The sequence below is a fragment of the Acinetobacter sp. ANC 4779 genome (assembly GCF_004331055.1).
GTDB lineage: Bacteria > Pseudomonadota > Gammaproteobacteria > Pseudomonadales > Moraxellaceae > Acinetobacter.
In genome coordinates this window covers 291165-312456 of the sequence record NZ_SJNU01000001.1, presented here as the reverse complement: position 1 = coordinate 312456, position 21292 = coordinate 291165, and the positions used below count along the sequence as shown (strand labels likewise).

The window sequence follows — 21292 nt, the reverse complement described above, 5'->3', positions numbered from 1 at the left end:
TTTTTTATGAGAATTATTATTGATTAAATAAATGGTTGTCATTCGAATTTTACATAAAGAGGCTTTTAATTGCTGATAATTTGGACAAGATTAGAGTAATTGCTTCAAAAAGATATAAAAAATGTCAGAACCTTTAAAGCCCTTATCACTCATATATAATGAAAAGTCTGGATTTCATGCAGCGAATAAAGATGAAGTCTTTGAGCAGCTTATGACAAATTTAACTGCGTATGGCTATGAAATTCAGGCTTTTGAAATTGGTGCAGAGGTGAGTTTTGATCATTTGATGAACAAAGTCATATTACGCCATCAACAAGCCCATGAGCTTGGGGTGATCGTTGCAGCAGGGGGAGATGGAACCTTAAACGCAGTTGCTGCGAAACTTATGCAAACTGAAATACCCATGGGGATCTTGCCCCTAGGAACATTCAATTATGTGGCACGATTACTCAATATTCCACTGGATCTACTAAAAGCTGCGGATGTGATCGCCACAGGAAAGATGCGTGAAGTACATGTGGCACAAATCAATGATCATATTTATTTAAACAATGCCAGTTTGGGGCTATACCCCTTATTTATTCAAAAACGTGAATTATATAACCAGCGCTTGGGTCGTTTTGCTTTAAATGCGTATACATCAGGTCTGGATGTGTTAATTCGTGACCGTAAAGAACTAAAACTTGAAGTCGAAGTTGATGGAAAAAAATATCCTGTTAAAACGCCCCTGATCTTCTTTGGCAATAATCAGTTGCAACTGGAAGAGATGAACCTTGGTATTGCTGAATCTGCTCAAAAAGGAAAGGTCGCGGGTTTAGTCGTTGCCAAAAGTGATAAACGCACCTTATTTAAAATTCTATGGCAATTAATCAAGGGAAACTTGGAAAAAGCACCAGATGTGTATTGTTTTTCAGCAGATGAAGTCAAGATTTATTCAAAACGGAAAAAATTAACGGTTGCTTTAGATGGTGAAATTGTTGAAATACAGCCTCCACTTAAAATTTCAGTGCGTAAAAATGCCTTAAAAATGATGGTGCCCCATGATTCTGCATCTGTCTGATCTGCATTTTGGTACGGAAAAACTCGCCTGTCTGGCGGCAATCCGCTTATTTTGCCAAGAGCAACAAATTGAAGCGGTTGTAGTGAGTGGGGACTTAACCCAGCGTGCACGCTACATACAGTTTTATGATTGCAAAAAATTCTTGGAAAGTTTAAATCTGCCGTATTTGGTGGTGCCAGGTAATCATGATATTCCGTTGTATCAGCTGTGGAGCCGTATCTTTAGCCCATTTACCCGTTATAAATTGTTCTTTGGCAATATGGAAACCAGCTTGGAAACTGAGCATTTTTATATTATTGGGGTAAATAGCATTCGGCGGCGTTATCACACCCGCGGCCATATCTCATTGCAGCAAATCCAGCAGGTTGACCAATCGTTAATGATCGCTCCTGCGAATAAAATCAAACTGATCGTGGCGCATCAACCTTTTTATACCCCACCGAATGATTCGCATGGTGTGAAAGATTGTCCCATGTTGGGACGGATGGCTTTGGAGTCCTGGAGTCAAAGTGGGTTAAATGGTTTATTGCATGGGCATCTGCATCAATCGGCAGTTTATGATTTAAACCGGATTTATCATTTAGGCGCAGCACATCCAGTACTGGATATTCATGCCGGAACGGCGACTTCATATCGGCTACATCATGGCTTGCCAAATAGTTTTAATGTCATTCATGCAAATGCAGATGTGCAGCATTATTATTTTGAAGAACAGCAAAAAAAATTTGTATTAAAAGAAGAAAATGTTGAATAAATACAGAAATATCTGAGATCGAATAAAAAATACACAAAAAACAGTACTTTTTTTTGCTTGCCCCCTTGAAGCGTTTTTTTCCATCCCCACCAAAGTGTCATCGAAATTATTTTTTTGATGATGACCGATGGAATAACAAAGTCATCATTACTTTACTATAAAAGACTTAGTCTGATGGAGTTTCCAATGAGCAACATTCGTCCATTACATGATCGCGTAGTTATTCGTCGTGTTGAAGAAGAAACTAAAACTGCTGGTGGTATTTTACTTCCGGGTTCTGCTGCTGAAAAACCGGCTCAAGGTGAAATCATTGCAGCAGGGAATGGTCAGATTACTGACAATGGTGTACGTGCTTTAGACGTTAAAGTAGGCGACAAAGTATTGTTCGGTACTTATGCAGGTACCACTGTAAAATTTCAAGGCGAAGAACTTCTTATTATGAAAGAGTCTGACATTTTAGCCGTTTTAGAAGACTAATTCAGACCTGTTTCAGTTAATCAAATTATTGAAAATTAAAATATTTGGAGTAAAGCATGTCAGCTAAAGACGTAAAATTTGGTGATTCAGCTCGCAGCAAAATGATTGCAGGCGTGAATATACTTGCAGATGCGGTAAAAGTAACTTTAGGTCCTAAAGGTCGTAACGTTGTCATTGACCGTTCTTTCGGTTCACCACACATCACTAAAGATGGTGTAACGGTTGCCAAAGAAATTACGCTTAAAGACAAGTTTGAAAACATGGGCGCGCAATTGGTTCGTGAAGTCTCTTCAAAAACCAATGACATCGCAGGTGACGGTACAACCACTGCAACTGTATTGGCTCAAGCAATTTTGAACGAAGGGATCAAATCAGTTACTGCGGGTATGAATCCAATGGATTTGAAACGTGGTATCGATCTTGCAGTTCGCGCTGTGGTTGAAAACATTAAAGCCACTGCTAAACCTGCTTCTGATACCAAAGCGATTGAACAAGTTGGTTCGATCTCTGCTAACTCTGACACCACTGTAGGTAAACTTATTGCGCAAGCAATGGAACGTGTTGGTAAAGAAGGCGTTATCACTGTTGAAGAAGGTTCAGGCTTTGAAGATTCGCTTGACGTTGTTGAAGGTATGCAGTTTGACCGTGGTTATATCAGCCCGTACTTTGCAAACAAACAAGACACGTTAACCGCTGAACTTGAAAATCCGTTCATTCTTCTTGTTGACAAAAAAATTGGCAACATTCGTGAATTGATCAGTGTGTTGGAAGCGGTTGCTAAAACAGGTAAACCACTGCTTATTATTGCTGAAGATGTTGAAGGCGAAGCGTTGGCTACTCTTGTAGTGAACAACATGCGCGGTATCATTAAAGTATGTGCTGTTAAAGCACCTGGTTTTGGTGACCGTCGTAAAGCAATGCTTCAAGACATCGCGATTTTGACGGGCGGTACTGTAATTTCTGAAGAAATTGGCATGTCACTTGAACAAGCGGCTCTAGAGCACTTAGGTACAGCGCATAAAGTAACTGTTTCTAAAGAAAACACTGTTCTTGTTGATGGTGCAGGAAATGCAGCTCAAATTTCAGATCGTGTTCAACAAATCCGTGCACAAATTGAAGAATCTACTTCAGAATACGACAAAGAAAAACTTCAAGAACGTGTTGCTAAATTAGCAGGCGGTGTTGCAGTCATCAAAATCGGTGCTGCCACTGAAGTTGAAATGAAAGAGAAAAAAGACCGTGTTGACGATGCGCTTCACGCGACTCGTGCTGCAGTTGAAGAAGGTGTTGTTGCAGGTGGTGGTGTTGCGCTAGTACGTGCAGCTAAAGTGCTTGATGGTATTGTTGGTGCAAACGATGATCAAAATGTCGGTATCAACATTTTACGTCGTGCGATTGAAGCACCGCTTCGTCAAATCGTTGCAAATGCAGGTGATGAGCCTTCAGTTGTGATCAACGCTGTGAAAAATGGCGAAGGTAACTTCGGTTATAACGCAGCGACTGGCGAATATGGCGACATGCTTGAAATGGGTATTCTTGACCCTGCAAAAGTAACACGTTCTGCACTTGAGCATGCTGCTTCTGTTGCTGCATTAATGCTTACAACTGAATGCATGATTACTGATATTCCAGAAGATAAATCTGCTATGCCTGATATGGGCGGTATGGGTGGCATGGGCGGTATGATGTAATTCATACTGATCATCCGATCTGAAAAAATCCCCGCAAAATGCGGGGATTTTTTTTTAAAGAATCATATTCAAATGATTCATACGCTAAGTTTGACTAATTACTTTAATTCTCTATTCTTAAGAAAAACTAATTAATAAATTTTTTATCTGTGTGTAACTGGTGAAAATAATGAATAATGAGTTAGAGAATCTAATTATCGGGCAAATTTATGAAGCTGCTTTGGATGCCAGTTTGTGGCCTAAGGTAATTCAACACATTGTTCAATATACTGAAAGCAAAGCTGCCATGTTCACTGCTCTAGATCAATTAAATCCCGCATATAATTTTGTTTATACCTATAATCTTCCGCAGCAAAGTATAGAAAGCAGTCAACAAGAAAGAATAAGAATTATTGATAAGAAGTTACATTTTCCACTCTGGCAAAAATTAGGTATAGGAAATACTTTAAGTCAAAATTTATCGCACTATAGTCAAATGTTTGGGACGGATGAGTTTATTTTTTATGAAAAATGTTTAAAGCCTATCGGGATTTGTTTTATTGCTGCGGTGTTGTTGGATCAAGGTGATCATCAATGGTCTGTACTTGGAATTCATCGGAGCGAGCAAGATCAACCTTTTAGTCAATTTGAACTAGATATTTTAAAAAGAATGGGTTTGCATTTGCGACGCGCCCTGCAAATTCATAAACAATTAAGTTTGGCTCGTTTAGAAAATCATAATTTATACCAAATACTGAATGCAGCAAAAACTGGTATTTTACTGATTGATATAGATAGAAAAGTGCAATATCTCAATCAAAAAGCGCAATCTATTTTTGCAAAATCCAACGTAGTTGAACTGGATAAAAATAATCGAATTAATGTGAGTAAGACAGCTCAACCCGATTTAGAACAATTAATATTGAGCGCTAGAGTTGAATCTGAATATACAAAAAAACAGGTCGGCGGGTTATTGGCATTAACTGATCAAGCTGGCCATAAGTTTATGCTCACTGTTGCACCTTTTAACAGTACGCAGCATTTTGCAGATTTAAAAGACCATTTAAAGGAGTATGTGCTTCTATTCATTACTGAAACAGAAAAAAAATATAACCTTGCACTACCTTACTTAAAGGAAGTTTATGGGTTGTCGAAGAAGGAGTGTGAATTGTGCGAATTATTTGTTAATGGATATAACCTTGAGCAAATTTCAGTGCATTGCAACTTGACATTAAGTTCAGTACGGACTTATCTAAAAAATATTTATGCAAAAATGCAATGTAATAGCCAGGTAGAGTTTTTATATAAATTAATTGGCCTTACTCTAGATTTTGAACATGTAAGTTAATCTATCCAGAAGCTGATTCTGGATAGATATATCTTGATTATTATTCGGTAGCAACAAGAGTATCAGTAGTATCAGTAGTATCAGTAGTTAGGAAGTCTTTATTGAAAGTATATGAAATATCACCGCTGACAAGAGTTAAAGATCCAGTAACAACCGTGTAGGTAAACGCTGGATAAAGCGTTGTTCCGTTTACAAGTCCTGAACAGCCAGTTGTATCCACTATACTTTGAGTGGCAAACACAGTTCCATTGGTCGTGCTGTATTTACCGTATTCAACCCCCTGCGTCGGTGTGTCACAGTCATCATTTGCTAAACTGTCAATATACATATAATAACCGTCACTAAAGAATGTGATTGCATTTGTATCACTGAACCAGTTGTCCTGAAGATTGTTTGCAGTGGTGCTAATCCGTTTTAATTTATTTTCACCATTCGTTACACCAGATTCGACCAGTGTTAGGTTGGTTCGATCATAATTTAAGGTAAACGGTACGCCTCCGTTTGGATTAGACAGTCCTAGCTCGCCATTGGTATCAGCCTCAATTGCTGGATTAATTTGTCCAGTAATTGGATTCCAGTCCAATGTACCGGATTCTACGCCGCTACCCGTTAGATCAGTTCCATCTACTTCGCCTAATATATATTGCCCAGAAGGAGAAATATGAACAACTACAGCATCCTGACCGGTATGACTCAACTCCCAGCTTCCAGCAATATCTTTATAGAAGGCATTTTCCGAATTAGTGAGTGCAGTTTCTAATGCAACTGGAGTTTTATTAAGTTCGGTAAAAACAGGATCTGTAATAAATTGAGCATAAGTCTGGTTAAAGTTGATGGTGTTGTCAGCTAGTGCTGTGAAGTCAGCAGCACTAATTTGGATGCCATTGTCGTAATTGGTATCGGTGTCAAGTGTTTGTAAGAAAACGATAATATTTTGACGAACATTTTCTATAGTAGATAATTGCAATGGAGTGATTCGAGGAGAAGCTGGAATTGAATCACCTAGCTGTACACCACCAATAAAAAATTTAATGGTATCGCCCGCTTTATAGTCAAAATAACCGTCAGCATTGGTTTTAGCTTTTATACCGCTACTCGTTTGATATTCAACGCCCGATACTGGTCCATCAACGAGTTGTCCCTGTTGAGTGGTAGTGGTAGGGGGTGGGTTAAAATCGTCATCGTTATCGTCATTACATGCTGTAAGTAAGCCCGCAATGGCAAATGCCAAGAGCACTTTTTTCATTTTTCTACTCCATCATAACCTTTGATTATTGTGCATAGAGCATAAACAAGCTGAATGTGCGCAAAATATCCTCAAATTAGGATAAATGGATTATTTTTCGTCACTTTTTATAACAATGTAATAAGTTGTAAAAATTAAAAGAGATATTTTGTGTTGTTATTCAAATGATTTAAAAAATGAAATGAATTTAATTTTTAAATACACTTAGCGAGAGTGATTTTTAAATATAAAAATTGTTCCACTTTGATTTTTTTAATATTTATTAGGGGCTGTTGATATTTACTGTTCATAATTAAACCTATAAAGGTCGCCATAAAAATATACAGGCAAAGCAATAGAACTTTCATAATTTCTTTTGAGCTTTATATCGAGGAGCTATTCCTCTAAACTGCTACAGGAAGGAATATCTCGCCATGCACAGCCTGTTCTAATTCTATAGAGAATAGCTTCAATAAAATGAGGTGACTTTGAGTTGTAGTGACTGAATAAATTACGCAAAATAACTTTCAACTTTTGCCAGTGTTGATCTTTCAGCAGGGTACGAGGCATAGCGAATAGTAAAACTGGGTTTGGCGATTTGATTTTACTAATTCGATATTTTTTAAGCTAAAAGTGTCAACCCACCCTACTTATATTCAATTATTTAATTTTGATATAAGCAGGTTGAGAAGAATCTGGATAAATAAATACCACCAACGCATGTTGAGTGCTATTGGATTTTATGGGTGAGATTGGGTTGTTTTTAATCGTAGCAAGATGTTCATTATTTTTATTATCCACTAAAATAATATCGCTGTCGCGTAATTTAAGGGGTTGATCTGACTGATTATTAATCTCAAAAAAATACGTCAATTGAGTGCTTGTAATACCATTCGATTCTATTTTTTCTGATTTAAATAAATCTGCCTCAATATCTACATATTTCAGTGCATTATTGACTTGTATAGTTTGTACTTGAGGGATTTGGTATTTTTCAAAATCTTTGAACTGATTTTTATCTTGGTCAAGCGGTTCGATTGAATGGGCATGCAAAGAAAAATAACGCCTTTGTTGGGTTTTATCGTCCATTAATTGCAATAAATTTGAATTTTTCTCGTCGAAAGTAAATGTTCCCGAAGATTCTTTTTGTATAGTCTTATGCTTAAAGAAACTAATTTCTTTTAGGCTATAAGTCTTGTTTTGATGAAGTCTGATTGATACGAGTTTTTTTTCACAAGTCTTACAGGGGATAAATGCTTGGTAATGACCAACCCAGCTGGGAATTTGAACCTGTATCGGTTGTGAAGGCTGTTCAGATAGATTAAATTTTTCATTCACCGAGGATGTACTATTCTTATTATCGCAGCCACTTGAAAGTAATAGGGCAAAAAAACTAAGTGTAATCATCGCTTGTTTCATAATGATCATTTAATTAGAAAGATATTTTCTAACAGTAAGCATAACTGAATGATCTCGCTAGTATTCATTCACTAAATAGACGGTTTATTTGTAGCAAATCGTGACCAATATACCGAAATAGAGGAACTAAAAAAGCCCGATTTCAGGCTTTTTGTGCAAATCAGAACGAATCTGAATTAATTAAGATCTTTGTGTAATTTGTAATTAAGCTTTGAATCAATCACTTTGCCTGTGTTGATATCGCGAGCTTCAACAAAATTCTCACCTACAAAAAATTTACGATTTTCACCTGCTTTATCCAAGCGAATGACAGATGGATTATCAGGATCGAAGCTAAAGGTGCCTTTGACTTTAGATTCATTATTTTTTCCTTTACCCAAATATTTTTGTGCTAATTCATAGGTTTTATCTGCTTTTAACTCCAGTTCTGTTTCAATACCTTGGCAATCGGCACATGGAAACACACCTTTATATTCACCGGCCCAATCCAGTGAAGTTTCTGCAGTATCACCCATTGGGGTTGCGGGTTGAGTCGTGGTAGGTTGCATAGATTCAGTTTGAGTAATTGTATTTTCAGGTGCTTGATTGTTTTGATTTGTATCGGTATTTGGTTTGCTACAGGCAGTTAGAGCGATAGTGATAAGAGGCAGAATTAATATTATTTTTTTCACGATTTCTTTCCTTTTATAAGGCAACGTAACTTTTAAAACTACGTAGGAAAGAAGGTTTATTAAAGATTTTTATTGTTTGTACTTTGTTATTTCCTGCATGAGTTTTTATGAGATATGAATATCTTTATTTAAAATACACTCTGTAAATTTTCTTGATTTCTAAAACTAATAAGTTTTTGCGAGATATAAAGATTAAAAAAAATATCCATTTCTTTTAAATTATACATTTATATATTAATTGATTGTTAATTATACATGTTGAGCTATCTTATTTCAGTGTCCTTGTTAAAATCTGCGCACTTTATAAGGGTGTGGTGTTTTTGTGTTCGAAAAATTAGCTGAACAAAGTTTGGAAATGATGGGCTGGGAAATTGATAATCATTGGCCGCTTGATTTAGATCAGTGCGTAATGATTGCTGCACCACATACCAGTAATTGGGATGCTTTATATGCCCGTTTGGCCCTAAAAGCCTTAGGGGTAAATGTTCGTATAACCATTAAAGACAGCTATATGAAGTTTCCGTTTAGACCATTTGTACGAGCTTTGGGTGGCATCGGTATTGACCGCACACCCAAAAAACAAGGCGAGCCGCGACTAAGTATGGTTGAGGTCATGGCTGATTTATTCAATCACAATCCCAAGCTGGTAATGTTGGTAACGCCTGAAGCTACGCGTGCAAAACAGGAACAATGGAAAACCGGATTTTATCATGTGGCCACTGCTGCCGGTGTACCGATTGCTTTGGCTTATATGGATTATGCCAAGAAGAAAACCGGAGTAGGAAAAATTGTGTATCCTACTGGAGATTATGAAAAAGACATGGCCGAGATTATGGACTTTTATTCTCAAATCAATGGCAAATTTCCAGAAAACTTTAGTGTTGATAAGCGTTATTACACTGAAGCATAATTTTTAAAAGGACAGGGAGTTTATCCCTGTCTTGCTTTAAACCGTGGGTGAAATTTATAAATTGAAAAAACTTGACCCAACGTTTCAGCATTTGCCAGCCAGCATGTGATCTGACAATTTTTAGTAATGAATAGAGCTGTGGAGCATTCCCTTAACGAGATGAAATATGTTTATTTATTTGCTGTTGAAGTAATTCCACCTAAATGCTGGCAAGCCTCCTGATACCTGACATATTGTTCCTTAATGACATCGGTTAATGGAACATCAAATAACTCCTCACCTTCTTTATAACTTTGCACATACGATTCAGCTTTTTGCCGGCTAGCAGCCAAGGATTGTTCGTGAAATGAGGTAATGGAACTATGCGTCATTTGTGCACTTTCAATTTTATTACACTGAAAATCTGAAAGCATTTTTTCTGCATGCTTGACCTCGCGAGAGGTGCCTAAGCTACAGCCAGTGAAAACAATAATACCTGCTAATAAAATCAAGGTTTTCATTTTAGAAAAATTAGTGGCGGGGATAAGTTATTGTATAAAGTTTTCTCTTACATTGATGGAATGTGAAATGCCAATTGGATGTTTTTTGATTAAATGAGATTTATCTGATTTCTTTAAAATATATTTCAGGGAAAATTATTTTAACTTGCTGCATATGAGTTTTAAATATTTCGTATTAATAAATTTAGAGCAGGGTGCTGAGAATTAAAAAACCACCCGATGCAAATAATAGACTTAATACAGTATGTTTAAATTGTCGCTCTGAAATTTTATAGAATAATTTTGCGCCCCATATTGCAGGGAAACTCACACTGATCAGCAAGATGAGCATATAAGGCAGTAGTTTTATTTCCAAGGTGCCTTGGAGCAAATAGGCCACCAAGGTAAAAAGCTGAATGCCGAAATTGAAATGCCGTAAAATATAACGTTGCTCTTGTTTGGACAGGTTTTTCAACATGACCCAGGCAGAAGGCATTGAGGCACAAAATCCGCCTAAGCCACCCAGTATTCCACCGATAAATCCAACCAGACTATCTGCAAATTTTCCGGATTGTTGCAGTCGGGGAAATTGTGGATTGAAGAACATGATGGAACACCACAACACTAAAAATAAGCCTAAAACTAATTTAAATGTCGCTGGCTGAATCATTTGCAGTAAATAAGTTCCTAAAGGTACGCCAATAAGACCTGCAATTAGATAAGGTATAACCAGTGATTTATTGAGATGAGGATGCTTTTGCTCATTCGATAATGAAATGATATGACTCCATACCGAGGCAAACACCACCAACGGTGCTGCAATTTGTGGAGGCAATACCCATACCCAGAAAGACATGGCAATTAAGGCAAAAGCGAAACCTGTAAGTCCTTGTACAAAACCTGCGACCATTGCACCGAATATAAATAACAGCCAAGTCATAAGCATAAGTTCATAAGGAAAGGCAGCAGTATTCTAAAGATCACCCAAAAAGCCAAGCTTATATTTATCTGTATTTATGCAAATCTAAGTAGAACTTTTAATAAAAGGATTTAAAGGAGGGGATATTTGTTAGATATGTTCACTATGTATAAAAAAATGAATAAATGGCTACAAGAGTGCAACAATCGCTCCGTTCATTTCTCCATTAAATCGTTTGATACTGGCATAGTGCAGTAATAAAAGGTGATGGACATGATGAAAAAAATGATATTACTTTCTGTATTCGCAGTGACTTTAAGTGGCTGTGTTGCAGATCCTTATGATGGTGATCGTGATCATCGAGACCGCAACGGACATTATGATCGACAACATGGGGATCGAGATTGGAATAACCAAGACCGTCCGGACTGGAACCATGACAGAAATGATCGAGACCGACCCTACAATCGTTAACAGGTTTCTAGGCCAGATCTTAAATTTATAACCTACATTCGACAAAAAAAGGATTCCATATAGGAATCCTTTTTTATGGCCTTTGATTAAAAGGGATTTTTTTGATATAAGCCTGCGCGAACCGTGCCGGCTTTAGTCTGTTTAATCTGTTGCCATGAAGAGGGCAGTTTCAGCTGATTCAAGTCGCGATCTGCTTCAACATAGATAAAAGCCTTATCTTTAACTAATGGATCGGCGAGTTGAGCAAGTTCTTCCCATAAATCCAAACTATAGGGTGGATCTAAAAATACCAGATCAAATTGTTCTTTAAGTGTAGGCAAGACTTGTTGAGCGGTCGCAACTTTTAATTTTGCATGTTGACTGCTTACTCTAAGCAACTGCAAATTATCTGTTAAAAAAGCCGCTTGAGTACGATTCGGTTCAATCATGATCACTTGTGCCGCGCCACGTGACAATGCTTCAAAACTTAAGGCACCCGAACCCGCACACAGATCCAGGACATTCGAATTTTGAATATCCCACATCAACCAGTTGAACAAGGTTTCCCGTACACGATCCGGTGTGGGACGTAAACCTTCAATACTGGAAAAAGCAAGTTGGCGACGTTTCCATTCACCACCAATAATGCGGAGTTGATTTTTCATTGATCAGTCACTCTCTACCGGTTGTGAGTTCGTTGATGGTAATGCAGCTGATGCAGGCTGTGCTGATTGCGGTTTATTTGTGCTATTTACATCATCGGCGACTGGCGTAGTCCCACTTGGCAATTCACCAGGTTTAATCCCCGCAGTCATTAGACCACCACTAATTTGATGACCTGCTGGCTGAATGGGATTTTTTTTACGTTTGAGCAGCCAATAATCAAAAATAGGTCGCGCCAGTTGTGCGGCTGAACCACCGTGTTTACCATTTTCCCAAACGACAGCTACCGCTATTTCAGGGTTTTCTGCAGGAGCAAAACCGACAAATAAACCATGATCCAGTTGACGCTCGGTTAATAATGCTTCGTTATATTTTTTGCCTTGGGCAATACTTTTAACCTGTGCAGTTCCGGTTTTACCTGCAATGTGATACATCGGGGTGCGAATACCACGACCGGTACCAGTTTCGACCACATCTACCATGGCATCGCGCATCTTGATCCAGTCTTCCGGTTTGCCATTAAACTGAATTTCACCATCCGGTGCATTATGAGCTTCATGCGGTTTTGCCCCATGACTTTCACGCAATACATGTGGGGTAATGTGTGCGCCTTGATTGGCGGTAATCGCAGTGGCCATGGCCAATTGTAAAGGGGTTGCGGTAAATGCCCCTTGTCCAATACTGACAGAAATGGTTTCACCTTTAAGCCATTTGCTTTTACGGGTTCGCATTTTCCAGTCCGGGCTTGGATATAAACCTGTACTTTCACTCGGTAGGTCCACACCGGTTTTTTCACCAAAACCAAACTGGCGCATCCAGACATTCATTCTTTCAATGCCCATACGGTAGGCCAAGATATAATAGAACGTATCGCAAGACACCACTTGAGCTTTATGCAGGTTTACAGCGCCATGCCCCGATTTTCGCCAGTCACGGAATTTATGTGAATCTCCGGGTAAGGAGAAATAACCCGGGTCAGAAATGGCAGTACTCCAATCCAGCAGATTGTAATGCAGTCCACCCAGACCAAACATCGGTTTAATGGTTGAGCCAGGAGGATAGGCACCTTGCACAGCACGATTGTAAAGTGGCTGATCAAGATTGTCGCGTAAGGCGCTATAGTCGGTATTGTTAATTCCGGTCACAAACAGATTCGGATTGAAACTTGGACTTGAAACTAGGGCTAAAATTTCCCCAGTTTTAGGATTCAATACCACAATTGCGCCACGACGTCCTGCCAGTTGTTCAGTTGCGATCACCTGTAAACCATAATCAATAGACAGGTATAAGTCATTGCCTCGAACAGGATCTTTGCGACCTAAATTACGCAGCACATTACCGTGTGCATCGGCTTCCACAGATTCATTGCCGGGTACGCCGTGTAAAAGATCTTCATAGGATTTTTCGACCCCAATTTTCCCAATGAGGTTGGTTCCTGCATATAAATCTTTATCAATCGATTTTAATTCTTTGTCATTAATTCGACCCACATAACCAACCACATGCGCAAAAAGCTCACCATGCGGATAATAGCGGGTCATTTGGGTTTCTATATTAACCCCGGGGAATTGAAACTTCACTTCACTAAATTTGGCGATATCTGTTTCTGTTAAATTCAATTTAAGCGAAACGCGTTCGGTTTTTTTAGAGGTTTTAATTCGACTGCTAAAACGGTCTATATCTTCTTGGGTTAAGGCTAAAATTGGGGTTAAACGCTCAACAGTATCCTCAATATCTTTAACATCAGCACGTGACATGGTGGCTGAAAACACCGGATAATTGTCTGCAAGTAAAATACCATTACGGTCGTAAATATAACCGCGTGCAGGAGCTAAAGGTTGCAGGCGAATGCGGTTCTGATCAGAGGCGGTTGAAAACTCGTCATAATTTGCAATTTGCAAATAGGCATAACGAGCCACCAGTATTAGAAGAAAGAATGCAACAATGCCGACCGCGATAAACACTCGATTGCGATAAATGCGCTTTTCTTGTTGAACATTTTTTAAAGGAAAGTGCTGCTTCATACGCGATCGACTTACATACAGGAGAGTGGGAAAAACCGGTGGAGTATTCTAACGCATGTCATCATTTTTTGATATTTGTTCAGGCGAACAGTTAGCTGTGTTTAGCTTAAACTTTGACTTTACAGACATTAAAATTGTAAGGTGCAGTATATAAGAGTTCTGATAATTCTGCTAAAGTCAAAATTGAAAAAAGGACTGTATTAAAAATAAAATTAAGGACAACGATGAAAATAATCACAAAAGCATATTCTTTGTTGGCATTTTTTGCGCTCGCAAATGTAGCTCATGCACAAGACAATCCGTATTTACCAGAAGCGAAATTAACACCTGAAAGTGCAAAAGCCTGGAATGTTGGGGCAGGATTCACCCAGGAAATGATTCATGTAAATGCCGAATGGGTTAATCCATACGGAATCGCCTATGCCAAGGCCGGCGTATTTATAGATGATGATTATACTCCTGGGGGGCAGGTTGGATTTCGATATCCATATCATCTGACGGGGAAAGATAAAAATGGGTATTATCTCGGGGTATATGCAGGACATATTGATAGTAAAAGTGTAGACAATGAACTTAAAGCACAACTTGGGGCGGGTGTAGATCTGGCCTATGTTTTGTTAAGCAAGGAACGCATTAGCAGTTTTAGTATCGGTATTGGTGCGGGTGAAGAGTTAGAAGATAGAAATGGTAATGTGGTGGCTGAAACAGAGCCGAGAATACAATTCTCCTATACTTTAAGTATCGGTTTATAGTGAGAATGTTCAGTTTTATACGATTTAGTATTTTGTGATTAAAAATTAAAATGGATATTATGCATGCTTGAGTACGTCAACGAATTGTGGCAAACCTTCTTGAAACGCCCAGATTTCTGGGCAGTACTTAGCATTATTCCTGTAACTGCTTTTGTCACTTGGGCACATGTGTGGATGGCGCTTAAAATGGTCTTTTATCCCATTACATTTTGGGGATTCCATTTAGGTTCATTACCCATCGGCTGGCAGGGAATTGTGCCACGTAAAGCCGGTCGTATTTCAGGGATTATTACCGATAATACCCTGTCAAAACTGGGTTCATTGCGCGAATTTCTGGATGCGATGGATCCTGAAGACATGGCACGTATCATTGGTGAACAGGTTGGCTTTGAACTTGAACACATCATTGATGAGATGATGCTTGAACGTAATGCGGTATTTTGGGAAAACCTGCCTTATTCGATTAAGCGCCGTATTTATGCTCAGGCACATAAACAGTTACCCGGTATCTTAAGAGAACTTGTGACCGAACTGACCATGAACGTCGAGTCACTTGTGGATATGCGTGAAATGGTGGTTCGCCAAATGGAAGGTGATCGCCGTTTAATGGTGAATATGTTTCTTAAGGTTGGACAGAAAGAAATCAACTTTATTTGGCATATTAGCGCGTTAATCGGGATGTTCTTTGGTATATTCCAGATGATAGTCTGGTTTGTTGTGCCTTGGCACTGGACTGTGCCATTTTGGGCTGCGGTATGGGGTTTTCTGACCAACTGGATTGCGATCTGGATGGTATTTAATCCGCTTGAACCGCATTATGTCCGTTATCCGCAATTCTTTGAATTAACCAAAAACCGTAAGTTTCCTTGGGTGAAACCTGTCATGCTACGTATTGGCACCTACAATATTCAGGGCGCATTTATGAAACGCCAAGAAGAAGTGTCAGATGTATTTGCGCGAGTGGTGACAGAAGACCTAATTACGTTAAAATCGATCATGACTGAGATGATGTATGGCGGGAAGAAAAATAAAACTCGCCGTATCGTTAAGCGCCATATTAATCAAATTATGGAAACACCGCTGGTTAGAACATCTTTACAGCTCTCATTAGGTCCAAAAGAGTACGCAAAACTCAAGACAGACTTGATCGATCGCTCAATTGAAATTACGATGGTGCCTGTATGCGACCCTGCTTTTAATGCGAGCCGTGCACAGAAAATCTATCAAATGTTTAGAGACCGTATTCTAGAGCTGACCCCAAGAGAGTTTCAGAATTTACTCCGTCCTGCTTTTCAGGAAGATGAATGGATTTTGATTCTGCTGGGTGGCGTAACTGGATTTATAGCGGGTACAATCCATTTGTTTGTGGCTTTCTTATAATTAGATGCTGGACTGAGGGTTGAATCAATTAGATTCGACCTGAACGAAGTGTCATATACATTGTTAAATGAGGATGTTTTTTTATGCGCATTATATTACTCGGACCACCTGGAGCAGGTAAAGGTACACAGGCTCAGTTGATCTGTAAGCGCTACAATGTCCCACAAATTTCAACCGGTGATATGCTCCGTGCTGCAATTCGTGAAGGTACTGAATTAGGTCTTAAAGCTAAAAGCGTGATGGAAAGCGGTGGTCTCGTATCTGACGAACTCATCATCGGTCTGGTTAAAGAACGTATTGCTCAACCTGATTGTGTAAACGGCTGCATTTTTGATGGTTTCCCACGCACGATTCCTCAAGCAGAAGCTTTGGAAGGTGAAGGCATTAATATCGACCACGTGATCGAAATTGATGTGCCTGATGAAGAAATCGTGCAACGCCTTTCAGGTCGTCGTCAGCATGCAGCTTCTGGTCGTATTTATCATCTTGTTTACAATCCGCCTAAAGTGGAAGGTAAAGATGATGAAACGGGTGAAGATTTGGTTCAGCGTCCAGATGACCTAGAAGCAACGATTCGTAAACGTTTGGGTTCATATCATACTGAAACTGAACAATTGGTCGGTTTCTATCAAGGTCGTGCAGCTTCTGGCGAAAATGCACCGACTTATGACAAATTGAATGGTCTGCGTCCGATTGAAGAAGTTCAAACCGATTTGTTCGCGATTTTAGATCAATCAAAATAATTCACCTGCCCTTGGTGCAGTGAATGTTTTGACATTAAAAGAGTCCTAAGTCATATTAGGGCTCTTTTAATTTGTGCACTATTTTGAAGGTGATGCCTTGCTAAAAATTGGCTTAGTAGTATTGGTAATTTTTTTTGGTATTGTAGTATTGGCTTTAATGGTACAAAGTTTTAAATTCTTGCGCCGCGTAGAAAAGCAGGAAGCGGTAGAAAAGAAAAATAGTCAGCCCGAGCGTCAGCTACATCCTAAAGTGCAGCAAAAAAATAAAGATAAAAACTGAAGTTAGATTTTATCTTCAATCATTTTTACGGGAATGCTTTTCGCTGCACCAAATTCAAACCGATCCGGCCACTGGCAGACATCAGACACCACGCATTCATAACATTTTGGCTTACGTGCAATACAACAATAACGACCATGTAAAATCAGCCAATGATGAGAGTCAATGATAAATTCTTTAGGAATGACTTTAACCAGTCGCTGTTCAACTTCTAACACATTTTTTCCAGTCGCCAGTCCAGTTCGGTTACCGACGCGAAAAATATGGGTATCGACTGCCATGGTTGGCTGACCAAAGGCGGTATTCAGCACTACATTTGCTGTTTTACGTCCAACACCAGGCAATGCCTCTAGATCTGCACGATTATTGGGAACAACACTGTTATGCTTGTCGATCAGTAGCTTACAGGCTTTGATAACATTTTCGGCTTTAGCGTTATATAGGCCAATCGTTTTAATATATTCCTTCAAGCCATCAACGCCAAGTGCATAAATGGCTTTCGGTGTATTGGCAACAGGAAATAACTTGTCGGTGGCTTTATTGACACTGACATCGGTTGCCTGCGCAGAAAGCGTTACCGCCACTAACAGTTCAAAAGAACTGCTGTAATTCAGTTCGGTTTTCGGATGAGGCCTTTGCTCGCGTAATCGCTCAAAAAATACCTGAATTTGTTTTTTAGTCATATTCTTTACAGGCATTCTTTATGTTCCTTGCACAGCATTGAGTTGGTGGTTAAGTTGATCGAGTTGTAGACGTTTTTTTTCATCATCACGAACACTAAGCTGTTTTTCTAATTTTTTGATTTGTGTGCGAATTTTTGCAAGTTCAATGGTTGATTTAGCATCTACCTGGACAGTTGGTTTGGCTTCGTTTAGAGTGATTAGAATGTCAGGAACGCTATCATTTTGTGCTGAAAAACGAGCAAATAATGCGGTATCAATATTTGCACGCACTACGGGACCTTTACGGTTTAAACGTTGTTTTTCCTCACGTTGAATATGTGAATAGTAACGATTTCGTAAGTCATTTTGTTCCGCAACCCGCATATTCTCATTGGGCACTTCATGATGATCTGCAATCAAATCAATACAGTCGACCGGGCAGGGCGGGATACACAGTTCACAACCGGTACACAGGTCAGTCAAAATGCTGTGCATGAGTTTACCCGAACCGATAATGGCATCTACAGGGCAGGCACTAATACATTTGGTACAACCAATACATTCATCTTCACGGATAATCGCTTTCATACGTTGTGGACGACCATCACTTTGAATCGGCCAAACACTTTCTTCGGCTTTTAGTGGGGCACGACCCAATAAGTTGGCCAAGGCATCGGCAACAGGTTGACCACCCGGAACACATTTATTGGCTTCTTCACCTTCGCTTATGGCTTTTGCATAAGGTAAACATCCATCCCGATGACCACATAAGCCACACTGGGTTTGGGGGAGAAGGGCATCAATATTTTGGATGAGAGCAATTTGCGAATTCATGTGTAAACCACGAATGCTGAAGAAATAGCAGCATACCGAAAGAAGATTAAAACGAATTGGATGATTTTAGCATGATTTCCCACTTTAATCTTATGCGCGAAAATGGCGCTATAAGCGCATTTTTTTTGGGCGAAAAGCTAACAAAAACAGTGAGGCAGCATTGCTTTGGTAGTCAGATAAAAAATGGTTATAATTGAAATAAATATATGTTATTAAATATTATTTAATTTTTTTAAAAAAAAGTATTGTGCTATTGTTACAAAAGCTATTTAATATTTTGCGCCAAAAATTATCATTTTTTGAAATTTGACCAATTTTGATCCATCTTTCTGCTGAGGATTAAGTGTTGAAATATAACAGCCTTAACGACTTCCTAGATTACGTTAAATCACGTGATGCACATCAACCTGAATTTCTACAAGCTGTAGAAGAAGTAATGACTAGCCTTTGGCCGTTCATTGAAAAGAACCCAGAGTATGCTGATCATGGTCTACTTGAACGCTTAGTTGAGCCAGAACGTGCGATTCAATTCCGTGTTTCTTGGGTTGATGACAAAGGCCAAACTCATGTTAACCGTGCATTTCGTGTACAGTACAATTCAGCAATCGGTCCATTCAAAGGTGGAATGCGTTTTCATCCATCAGTGAACCTTTCAATCCTTAAATTCTTAGGTTTTGAACAGACGTTTAAAAATGCGCTCACTACTCTCCCTATGGGCGGTGGTAAAGGTGGTTCAGACTTCGATCCTAAAGGTAAGTCTGAAGGCGAAATCATGCGTTTCTGCCAAGCACTCATGATCGAGCTTTATCGTCACTTAGGTTCAAATACAGATATCCCTGCTGGTGATATTGGTGTGGGTGGTCGTGAAGTTGGCTACATGGCCGGCATGATGAAGAAATTGAGTAATGACACTGCTTGCGTATTCACAGGTAAAGGTCTGACTTTCGGTGGTTCATTGGCTCGTCCAGAAGCAACAGGTTACGGTACAGTTTATTTTGCTGAGGAAATGCTGAAAACTCGTGGCGATAGCTTCAAAGATAAAGTGGTAGCGATTTCTGGTTCTGGTAACGTTGCGCAATATGCTGCTGAAAAGGCAATGTATTTGGGTGCGAAAGTGGTTTCACTTTCTGACTCTGCGGGTACTGTTTACGTTAAAGACGGTTTTACTGAAGAACTTCTTGCTGAAGTGATGGAACTTAAAAACATTAAACGTGGTCGTATTTCAGAATTCGCGTCTAAACATGGTTTTGAATACCTTGAAGGCAAGCGTCCTTGGTCCATCAAATGTGATATCGCGCTTCCATGTGCAACTCAAAACGAGTTGGATGCTGATGATGCGGCTCAATTGATTGCAAATGGCGTGATCTCTGTTGCTGAAGGCGCAAACATGCCGTCTACTTTAGAGGCTGTTGAGAAATTCGTTGAAGCGAACATTCTTTATGCGCCAGGCAAAGCATCGAATGCCGGTGGTGTAGCAACTTCTGGTCTTGAAATGTCGCAAAACGCGATTCGTTTAGGCTGGACTTTTGAAGAAGTTGACGAACGTCTACATGCAATCATGAAAGAAATTCATCGCAACTGTGTTAAATACGGTACTAAAGAAGATGGTTCTGTAAACTATGTTGATGGTGCAAACATTGCGGGCTTCGTAAAAGTTGCCGATGCGATGTTGGCTCAAGGCGTATTCTAAGAATATATTTTCTTGAGTATAAAAAACCGAGGTGATGGCCTCGGTTTTTTTTGGATCTGAAATAAGCAGAATTATTTTACAGTTGCGCGCTCTATAGTCATGTCATGTACATAAGCATATTTAGACTGATCGGCTGCCGGGTTTTTAATTTCATAACGCTTTACCCGAATTACTTGGCGTTCAGCAGGATTATGCTCAAAACCTTCAATCTGATCGTAGAATAAAGTCCAGTTTTTATCGATCTGGGTTTTTACGCCACTGTTGTTATATTTGAGTTCACGAACTTGTAAACAGGTTTGTGCTGCTACACCTGTACAGGGTTTAGTTTCAGGTGAAATTTCCAGGAAAATAGTTTCAGCTTGGCTCTGATATTTAGTTTCAGGTGTCATTTTTCCAGTAAAAACGTATTTTTGACCTGTAGCAGAAAGGATCGTTAACGTTGGATTTTGCGGATCTTTTAAATCTAATACAAAAGGTGCTTTTCGATTATTAAATAAATCTTTAGCTACTTTTTCTTGTTCCATGGCTTGAGTTTCACATGCCATTTGGGTGCCCATTAAATTATCGGTCACTATTTGATTATTTTCTACTTTCCAGCTCGCTCCCATACCATTACAGCTGGTTGCAATGGCAAGACGCCCTTTATCATCAAAATGAAGCACCAGAGGTTTAGGTGCACTGCCGGTACTGGTGCTCCATTGATAAGAAGCCAAGGTTTTGTCTGCATTTTGTTGTTGTAACACCGACACGGCAACATCTCCAGCTTTTTGAAGATCACCTGATTGGCAAGCTGCAAGGGTAAGAGGAAAAAGGGCAATCGCTAAAAATTTAAATTTCATGTTAAAAGTACTGGGTTTAGAAGAATTTTTAATAGAATAA

The 21292-nt window shown here is 39.2% G+C and carries 22 protein-coding genes and 1 pseudogene; 12 read left to right on the top strand and 11 right to left on the bottom strand.

Going from position 1 to position 21292, the window contains the following annotated elements:
• Positions 1 to 121: 121 nt before the first annotated feature.
• The 5 genes from E0H80_RS01500 (at position 122) to E0H80_RS01480 (ending at position 5309) form a co-directional block, all read left to right on the top strand.
• A complete protein-coding gene (locus tag E0H80_RS01500; RefSeq protein ID WP_131362514.1) occupies positions 122 to 1060 on the top strand; it encodes a diacylglycerol/lipid kinase family protein in 939 nt (312 codons plus the stop codon).
• Entirely contained in the window at positions 1041 to 1814 is a 774-nt protein-coding gene (locus E0H80_RS01495; protein WP_131362512.1) for a metallophosphoesterase family protein, read from the top strand. Before E0H80_RS01500 ends, E0H80_RS01495 begins: the two co-directional genes overlap by 20 nt.
• Positions 1815 to 2000: 186 nt before the next feature.
• Complete coding sequence (locus E0H80_RS01490) at positions 2001 to 2291, top strand: co-chaperone GroES (RefSeq protein WP_067863388.1); 291 nt, start codon at positions 2001 to 2003, stop codon at positions 2289 to 2291.
• Between the two features lie 56 nt (positions 2292 to 2347).
• Entirely contained in the window at positions 2348 to 3982 is a 1635-nt protein-coding gene (gene groL, locus E0H80_RS01485; RefSeq protein ID WP_131362511.1) for a chaperonin GroEL, read from the top strand.
• A 169-nt stretch (positions 3983 to 4151) separates the two neighbouring features.
• Positions 4152 to 5309: a helix-turn-helix transcriptional regulator gene (locus E0H80_RS01480; RefSeq protein WP_131362509.1), complete on the top strand. Its 1158-nt coding sequence runs from the start codon at positions 4152 to 4154 to the stop codon at positions 5307 to 5309.
• A gap of 40 nt (positions 5310 to 5349) precedes the next feature.
• Here E0H80_RS01480 and E0H80_RS01475 read toward each other — a convergent pair whose 3' ends face one another.
• From E0H80_RS01475 to E0H80_RS01460, 4 genes and pseudogenes are all read right to left on the bottom strand, one after another.
• On the bottom strand, positions 5350 to 6555 hold the full coding sequence (locus E0H80_RS01475) for a hypothetical protein (protein ID WP_131362507.1): 1206 nt from the start codon (positions 6553 to 6555) through the stop codon (positions 5350 to 5352).
• A 393-nt stretch (positions 6556 to 6948) separates the two neighbouring features.
• Positions 6949 to 7104 (bottom strand): annotated as a pseudogene (locus E0H80_RS01470) (transposase); the annotation flags it as partial.
• 90 nt (positions 7105 to 7194) lie between these two features.
• Positions 7195 to 7953, bottom strand: a complete 759-nt coding sequence (locus E0H80_RS01465; RefSeq protein ID WP_165494266.1) for a copper resistance protein NlpE N-terminal domain-containing protein — start codon at positions 7951 to 7953, stop codon at positions 7195 to 7197.
• A 176-nt stretch (positions 7954 to 8129) separates the two neighbouring features.
• A complete protein-coding gene (locus tag E0H80_RS01460; RefSeq protein WP_131362503.1) occupies positions 8130 to 8624 on the bottom strand; it encodes a copper resistance protein NlpE in 495 nt (164 codons plus the stop codon).
• A 322-nt stretch (positions 8625 to 8946) separates the two neighbouring features.
• Between E0H80_RS01460 and E0H80_RS01455 the strand changes: the two genes are divergently transcribed.
• Positions 8947 to 9534, top strand: a complete 588-nt coding sequence (locus E0H80_RS01455; RefSeq protein WP_228259929.1) for a 1-acyl-sn-glycerol-3-phosphate acyltransferase — start codon at positions 8947 to 8949, stop codon at positions 9532 to 9534.
• Positions 9535 to 9704: 170 nt separating this feature from the next.
• Here the strand turns inward: E0H80_RS01455 and E0H80_RS01450 are convergent, their stop codons facing one another.
• Positions 9705 to 10034 carry a hypothetical protein gene (locus E0H80_RS01450; protein WP_131362501.1) on the bottom strand — a complete coding sequence of 110 codons (330 nt, stop codon included), beginning with the start codon at positions 10032 to 10034 and terminating at the stop codon, positions 9705 to 9707.
• Between the two features lie 184 nt (positions 10035 to 10218).
• Positions 10219 to 10953: a sulfite exporter TauE/SafE family protein gene (locus E0H80_RS01445; protein WP_131362499.1), complete on the bottom strand. Its 735-nt coding sequence runs from the start codon at positions 10951 to 10953 to the stop codon at positions 10219 to 10221.
• A gap of 252 nt (positions 10954 to 11205) precedes the next feature.
• Between E0H80_RS01445 and E0H80_RS01440 the strand changes: the two genes are divergently transcribed.
• On the top strand, positions 11206 to 11406 hold the full coding sequence (locus E0H80_RS01440) for a membrane lipoprotein lipid attachment site-containing protein (RefSeq protein WP_171457793.1): 201 nt from the start codon (positions 11206 to 11208) through the stop codon (positions 11404 to 11406).
• Between the two features lie 86 nt (positions 11407 to 11492).
• Here E0H80_RS01440 and rsmD read toward each other — a convergent pair whose 3' ends face one another.
• The gene (gene rsmD / locus E0H80_RS01435) at positions 11493 to 12050 is read right to left on the bottom strand and encodes a 16S rRNA (guanine(966)-N(2))-methyltransferase RsmD (RefSeq protein WP_131362495.1); all 558 of its coding nucleotides are present in this window, start codon (positions 12048 to 12050) and stop codon (positions 11493 to 11495) included.
• A gap of 3 nt (positions 12051 to 12053) precedes the next feature.
• On the bottom strand, positions 12054 to 14072 hold the full coding sequence (mrdA, locus tag E0H80_RS01430) for a penicillin-binding protein 2 (RefSeq protein WP_131362493.1): 2019 nt from the start codon (positions 14070 to 14072) through the stop codon (positions 12054 to 12056).
• Positions 14073 to 14305: 233 nt separating this feature from the next.
• Here mrdA and E0H80_RS01425 point away from each other — a divergent pair, with 233 nt between their 5' ends.
• From E0H80_RS01425 to E0H80_RS01410, 4 genes are all read left to right on the top strand, one after another.
• On the top strand, positions 14306 to 14824 hold the full coding sequence (locus E0H80_RS01425; RefSeq protein WP_131362980.1) for a hypothetical protein: 519 nt from the start codon (positions 14306 to 14308) through the stop codon (positions 14822 to 14824).
• Between the two features lie 63 nt (positions 14825 to 14887).
• Positions 14888 to 16204, top strand: a complete 1317-nt coding sequence (locus tag E0H80_RS01420; protein ID WP_131362491.1) for a hypothetical protein — start codon at positions 14888 to 14890, stop codon at positions 16202 to 16204.
• 83 nt (positions 16205 to 16287) lie between these two features.
• Positions 16288 to 16947, top strand: a complete 660-nt coding sequence (adk, locus tag E0H80_RS01415) for an adenylate kinase (protein WP_131362489.1) — start codon at positions 16288 to 16290, stop codon at positions 16945 to 16947.
• Positions 16948 to 17044: 97 nt separating this feature from the next.
• The gene (locus E0H80_RS01410; protein WP_131362978.1) at positions 17045 to 17227 is read left to right on the top strand and encodes a hypothetical protein; all 183 of its coding nucleotides are present in this window, start codon (positions 17045 to 17047) and stop codon (positions 17225 to 17227) included.
• 2 nt (positions 17228 to 17229) lie between these two features.
• On the opposite strand, the gene nth is transcribed toward E0H80_RS01410, so the two are convergent.
• Positions 17230 to 17925, bottom strand: coding sequence for an endonuclease III (nth, locus tag E0H80_RS01405; RefSeq protein WP_131362487.1), 696 nt, complete (start codon positions 17923 to 17925; stop codon positions 17230 to 17232).
• A 3-nt stretch (positions 17926 to 17928) separates the two neighbouring features.
• Positions 17929 to 18723 carry an RnfABCDGE type electron transport complex subunit B gene (locus E0H80_RS01400; RefSeq protein WP_131362485.1) on the bottom strand — a complete coding sequence of 265 codons (795 nt, stop codon included), beginning with the start codon at positions 18721 to 18723 and terminating at the stop codon, positions 17929 to 17931.
• A 343-nt stretch (positions 18724 to 19066) separates the two neighbouring features.
• Here E0H80_RS01400 and gdhA point away from each other — a divergent pair, with 343 nt between their 5' ends.
• Positions 19067 to 20413: an NADP-specific glutamate dehydrogenase gene (gene gdhA / locus E0H80_RS01395; protein WP_228259928.1), complete on the top strand. Its 1347-nt coding sequence runs from the start codon at positions 19067 to 19069 to the stop codon at positions 20411 to 20413.
• Positions 20414 to 20484: 71 nt separating this feature from the next.
• Here gdhA and E0H80_RS01390 read toward each other — a convergent pair whose 3' ends face one another.
• On the bottom strand, positions 20485 to 21252 hold the full coding sequence (locus tag E0H80_RS01390) for an META and DUF4377 domain-containing protein (protein ID WP_131362483.1): 768 nt from the start codon (positions 21250 to 21252) through the stop codon (positions 20485 to 20487).
• Positions 21253 to 21292: the final 40 nt, after the last annotated feature.

What these genes read in the sequence shown, in the direction of transcription:
- E0H80_RS01500 (WP_131362514.1), top strand. Translation starts at nt 122, where the DNA reads ATGTCAGAACCTTTAAAGCCCTTATCACTCATATATAATGAAAAGTCT.
- E0H80_RS01495 (WP_131362512.1), top strand. Translation starts at nt 1,041, where the DNA reads ATGATTCTGCATCTGTCTGATCTGCATTTTGGTACGGAAAAACTCGCC.
- E0H80_RS01490 (WP_067863388.1), top strand. Translation starts at nt 2,001, where the DNA reads ATGAGCAACATTCGTCCATTACATGATCGCGTAGTTATTCGTCGTGTT.
- groL (WP_131362511.1), top strand. Translation starts at nt 2,348, where the DNA reads ATGTCAGCTAAAGACGTAAAATTTGGTGATTCAGCTCGCAGCAAAATG.
- E0H80_RS01480 (WP_131362509.1), top strand. Translation starts at nt 4,152, where the DNA reads ATGAATAATGAGTTAGAGAATCTAATTATCGGGCAAATTTATGAAGCT.
- E0H80_RS01475 (WP_131362507.1), bottom strand. Translation starts at nt 6,555, where the DNA reads ATGAAAAAAGTGCTCTTGGCATTTGCCATTGCGGGCTTACTTACAGCA.
- E0H80_RS01465 (WP_165494266.1), bottom strand. Translation starts at nt 7,953, where the DNA reads ATGAAACAAGCGATGATTACACTTAGTTTTTTTGCCCTATTACTTTCA.
- E0H80_RS01450 (WP_131362501.1), bottom strand. Translation starts at nt 10,034, where the DNA reads ATGAAAACCTTGATTTTATTAGCAGGTATTATTGTTTTCACTGGCTGT.
- E0H80_RS01445 (WP_131362499.1), bottom strand. Translation starts at nt 10,953, where the DNA reads ATGACTTGGCTGTTATTTATATTCGGTGCAATGGTCGCAGGTTTTGTA.
- E0H80_RS01440 (WP_171457793.1), top strand. Translation starts at nt 11,206, where the DNA reads ATGATGAAAAAAATGATATTACTTTCTGTATTCGCAGTGACTTTAAGT.
- rsmD (WP_131362495.1), bottom strand. Translation starts at nt 12,050, where the DNA reads ATGAAAAATCAACTCCGCATTATTGGTGGTGAATGGAAACGTCGCCAA.
- mrdA (WP_131362493.1), bottom strand. Translation starts at nt 14,072, where the DNA reads ATGAAGCAGCACTTTCCTTTAAAAAATGTTCAACAAGAAAAGCGCATT.
- E0H80_RS01420 (WP_131362491.1), top strand. Translation starts at nt 14,888, where the DNA reads ATGCTTGAGTACGTCAACGAATTGTGGCAAACCTTCTTGAAACGCCCA.
- adk (WP_131362489.1), top strand. Translation starts at nt 16,288, where the DNA reads ATGCGCATTATATTACTCGGACCACCTGGAGCAGGTAAAGGTACACAG.
- nth (WP_131362487.1), bottom strand. Translation starts at nt 17,925, where the DNA reads ATGCCTGTAAAGAATATGACTAAAAAACAAATTCAGGTATTTTTTGAG.
- E0H80_RS01400 (WP_131362485.1), bottom strand. Translation starts at nt 18,723, where the DNA reads ATGAATTCGCAAATTGCTCTCATCCAAAATATTGATGCCCTTCTCCCC.
- E0H80_RS01390 (WP_131362483.1), bottom strand. Translation starts at nt 21,252, where the DNA reads ATGAAATTTAAATTTTTAGCGATTGCCCTTTTTCCTCTTACCCTTGCA.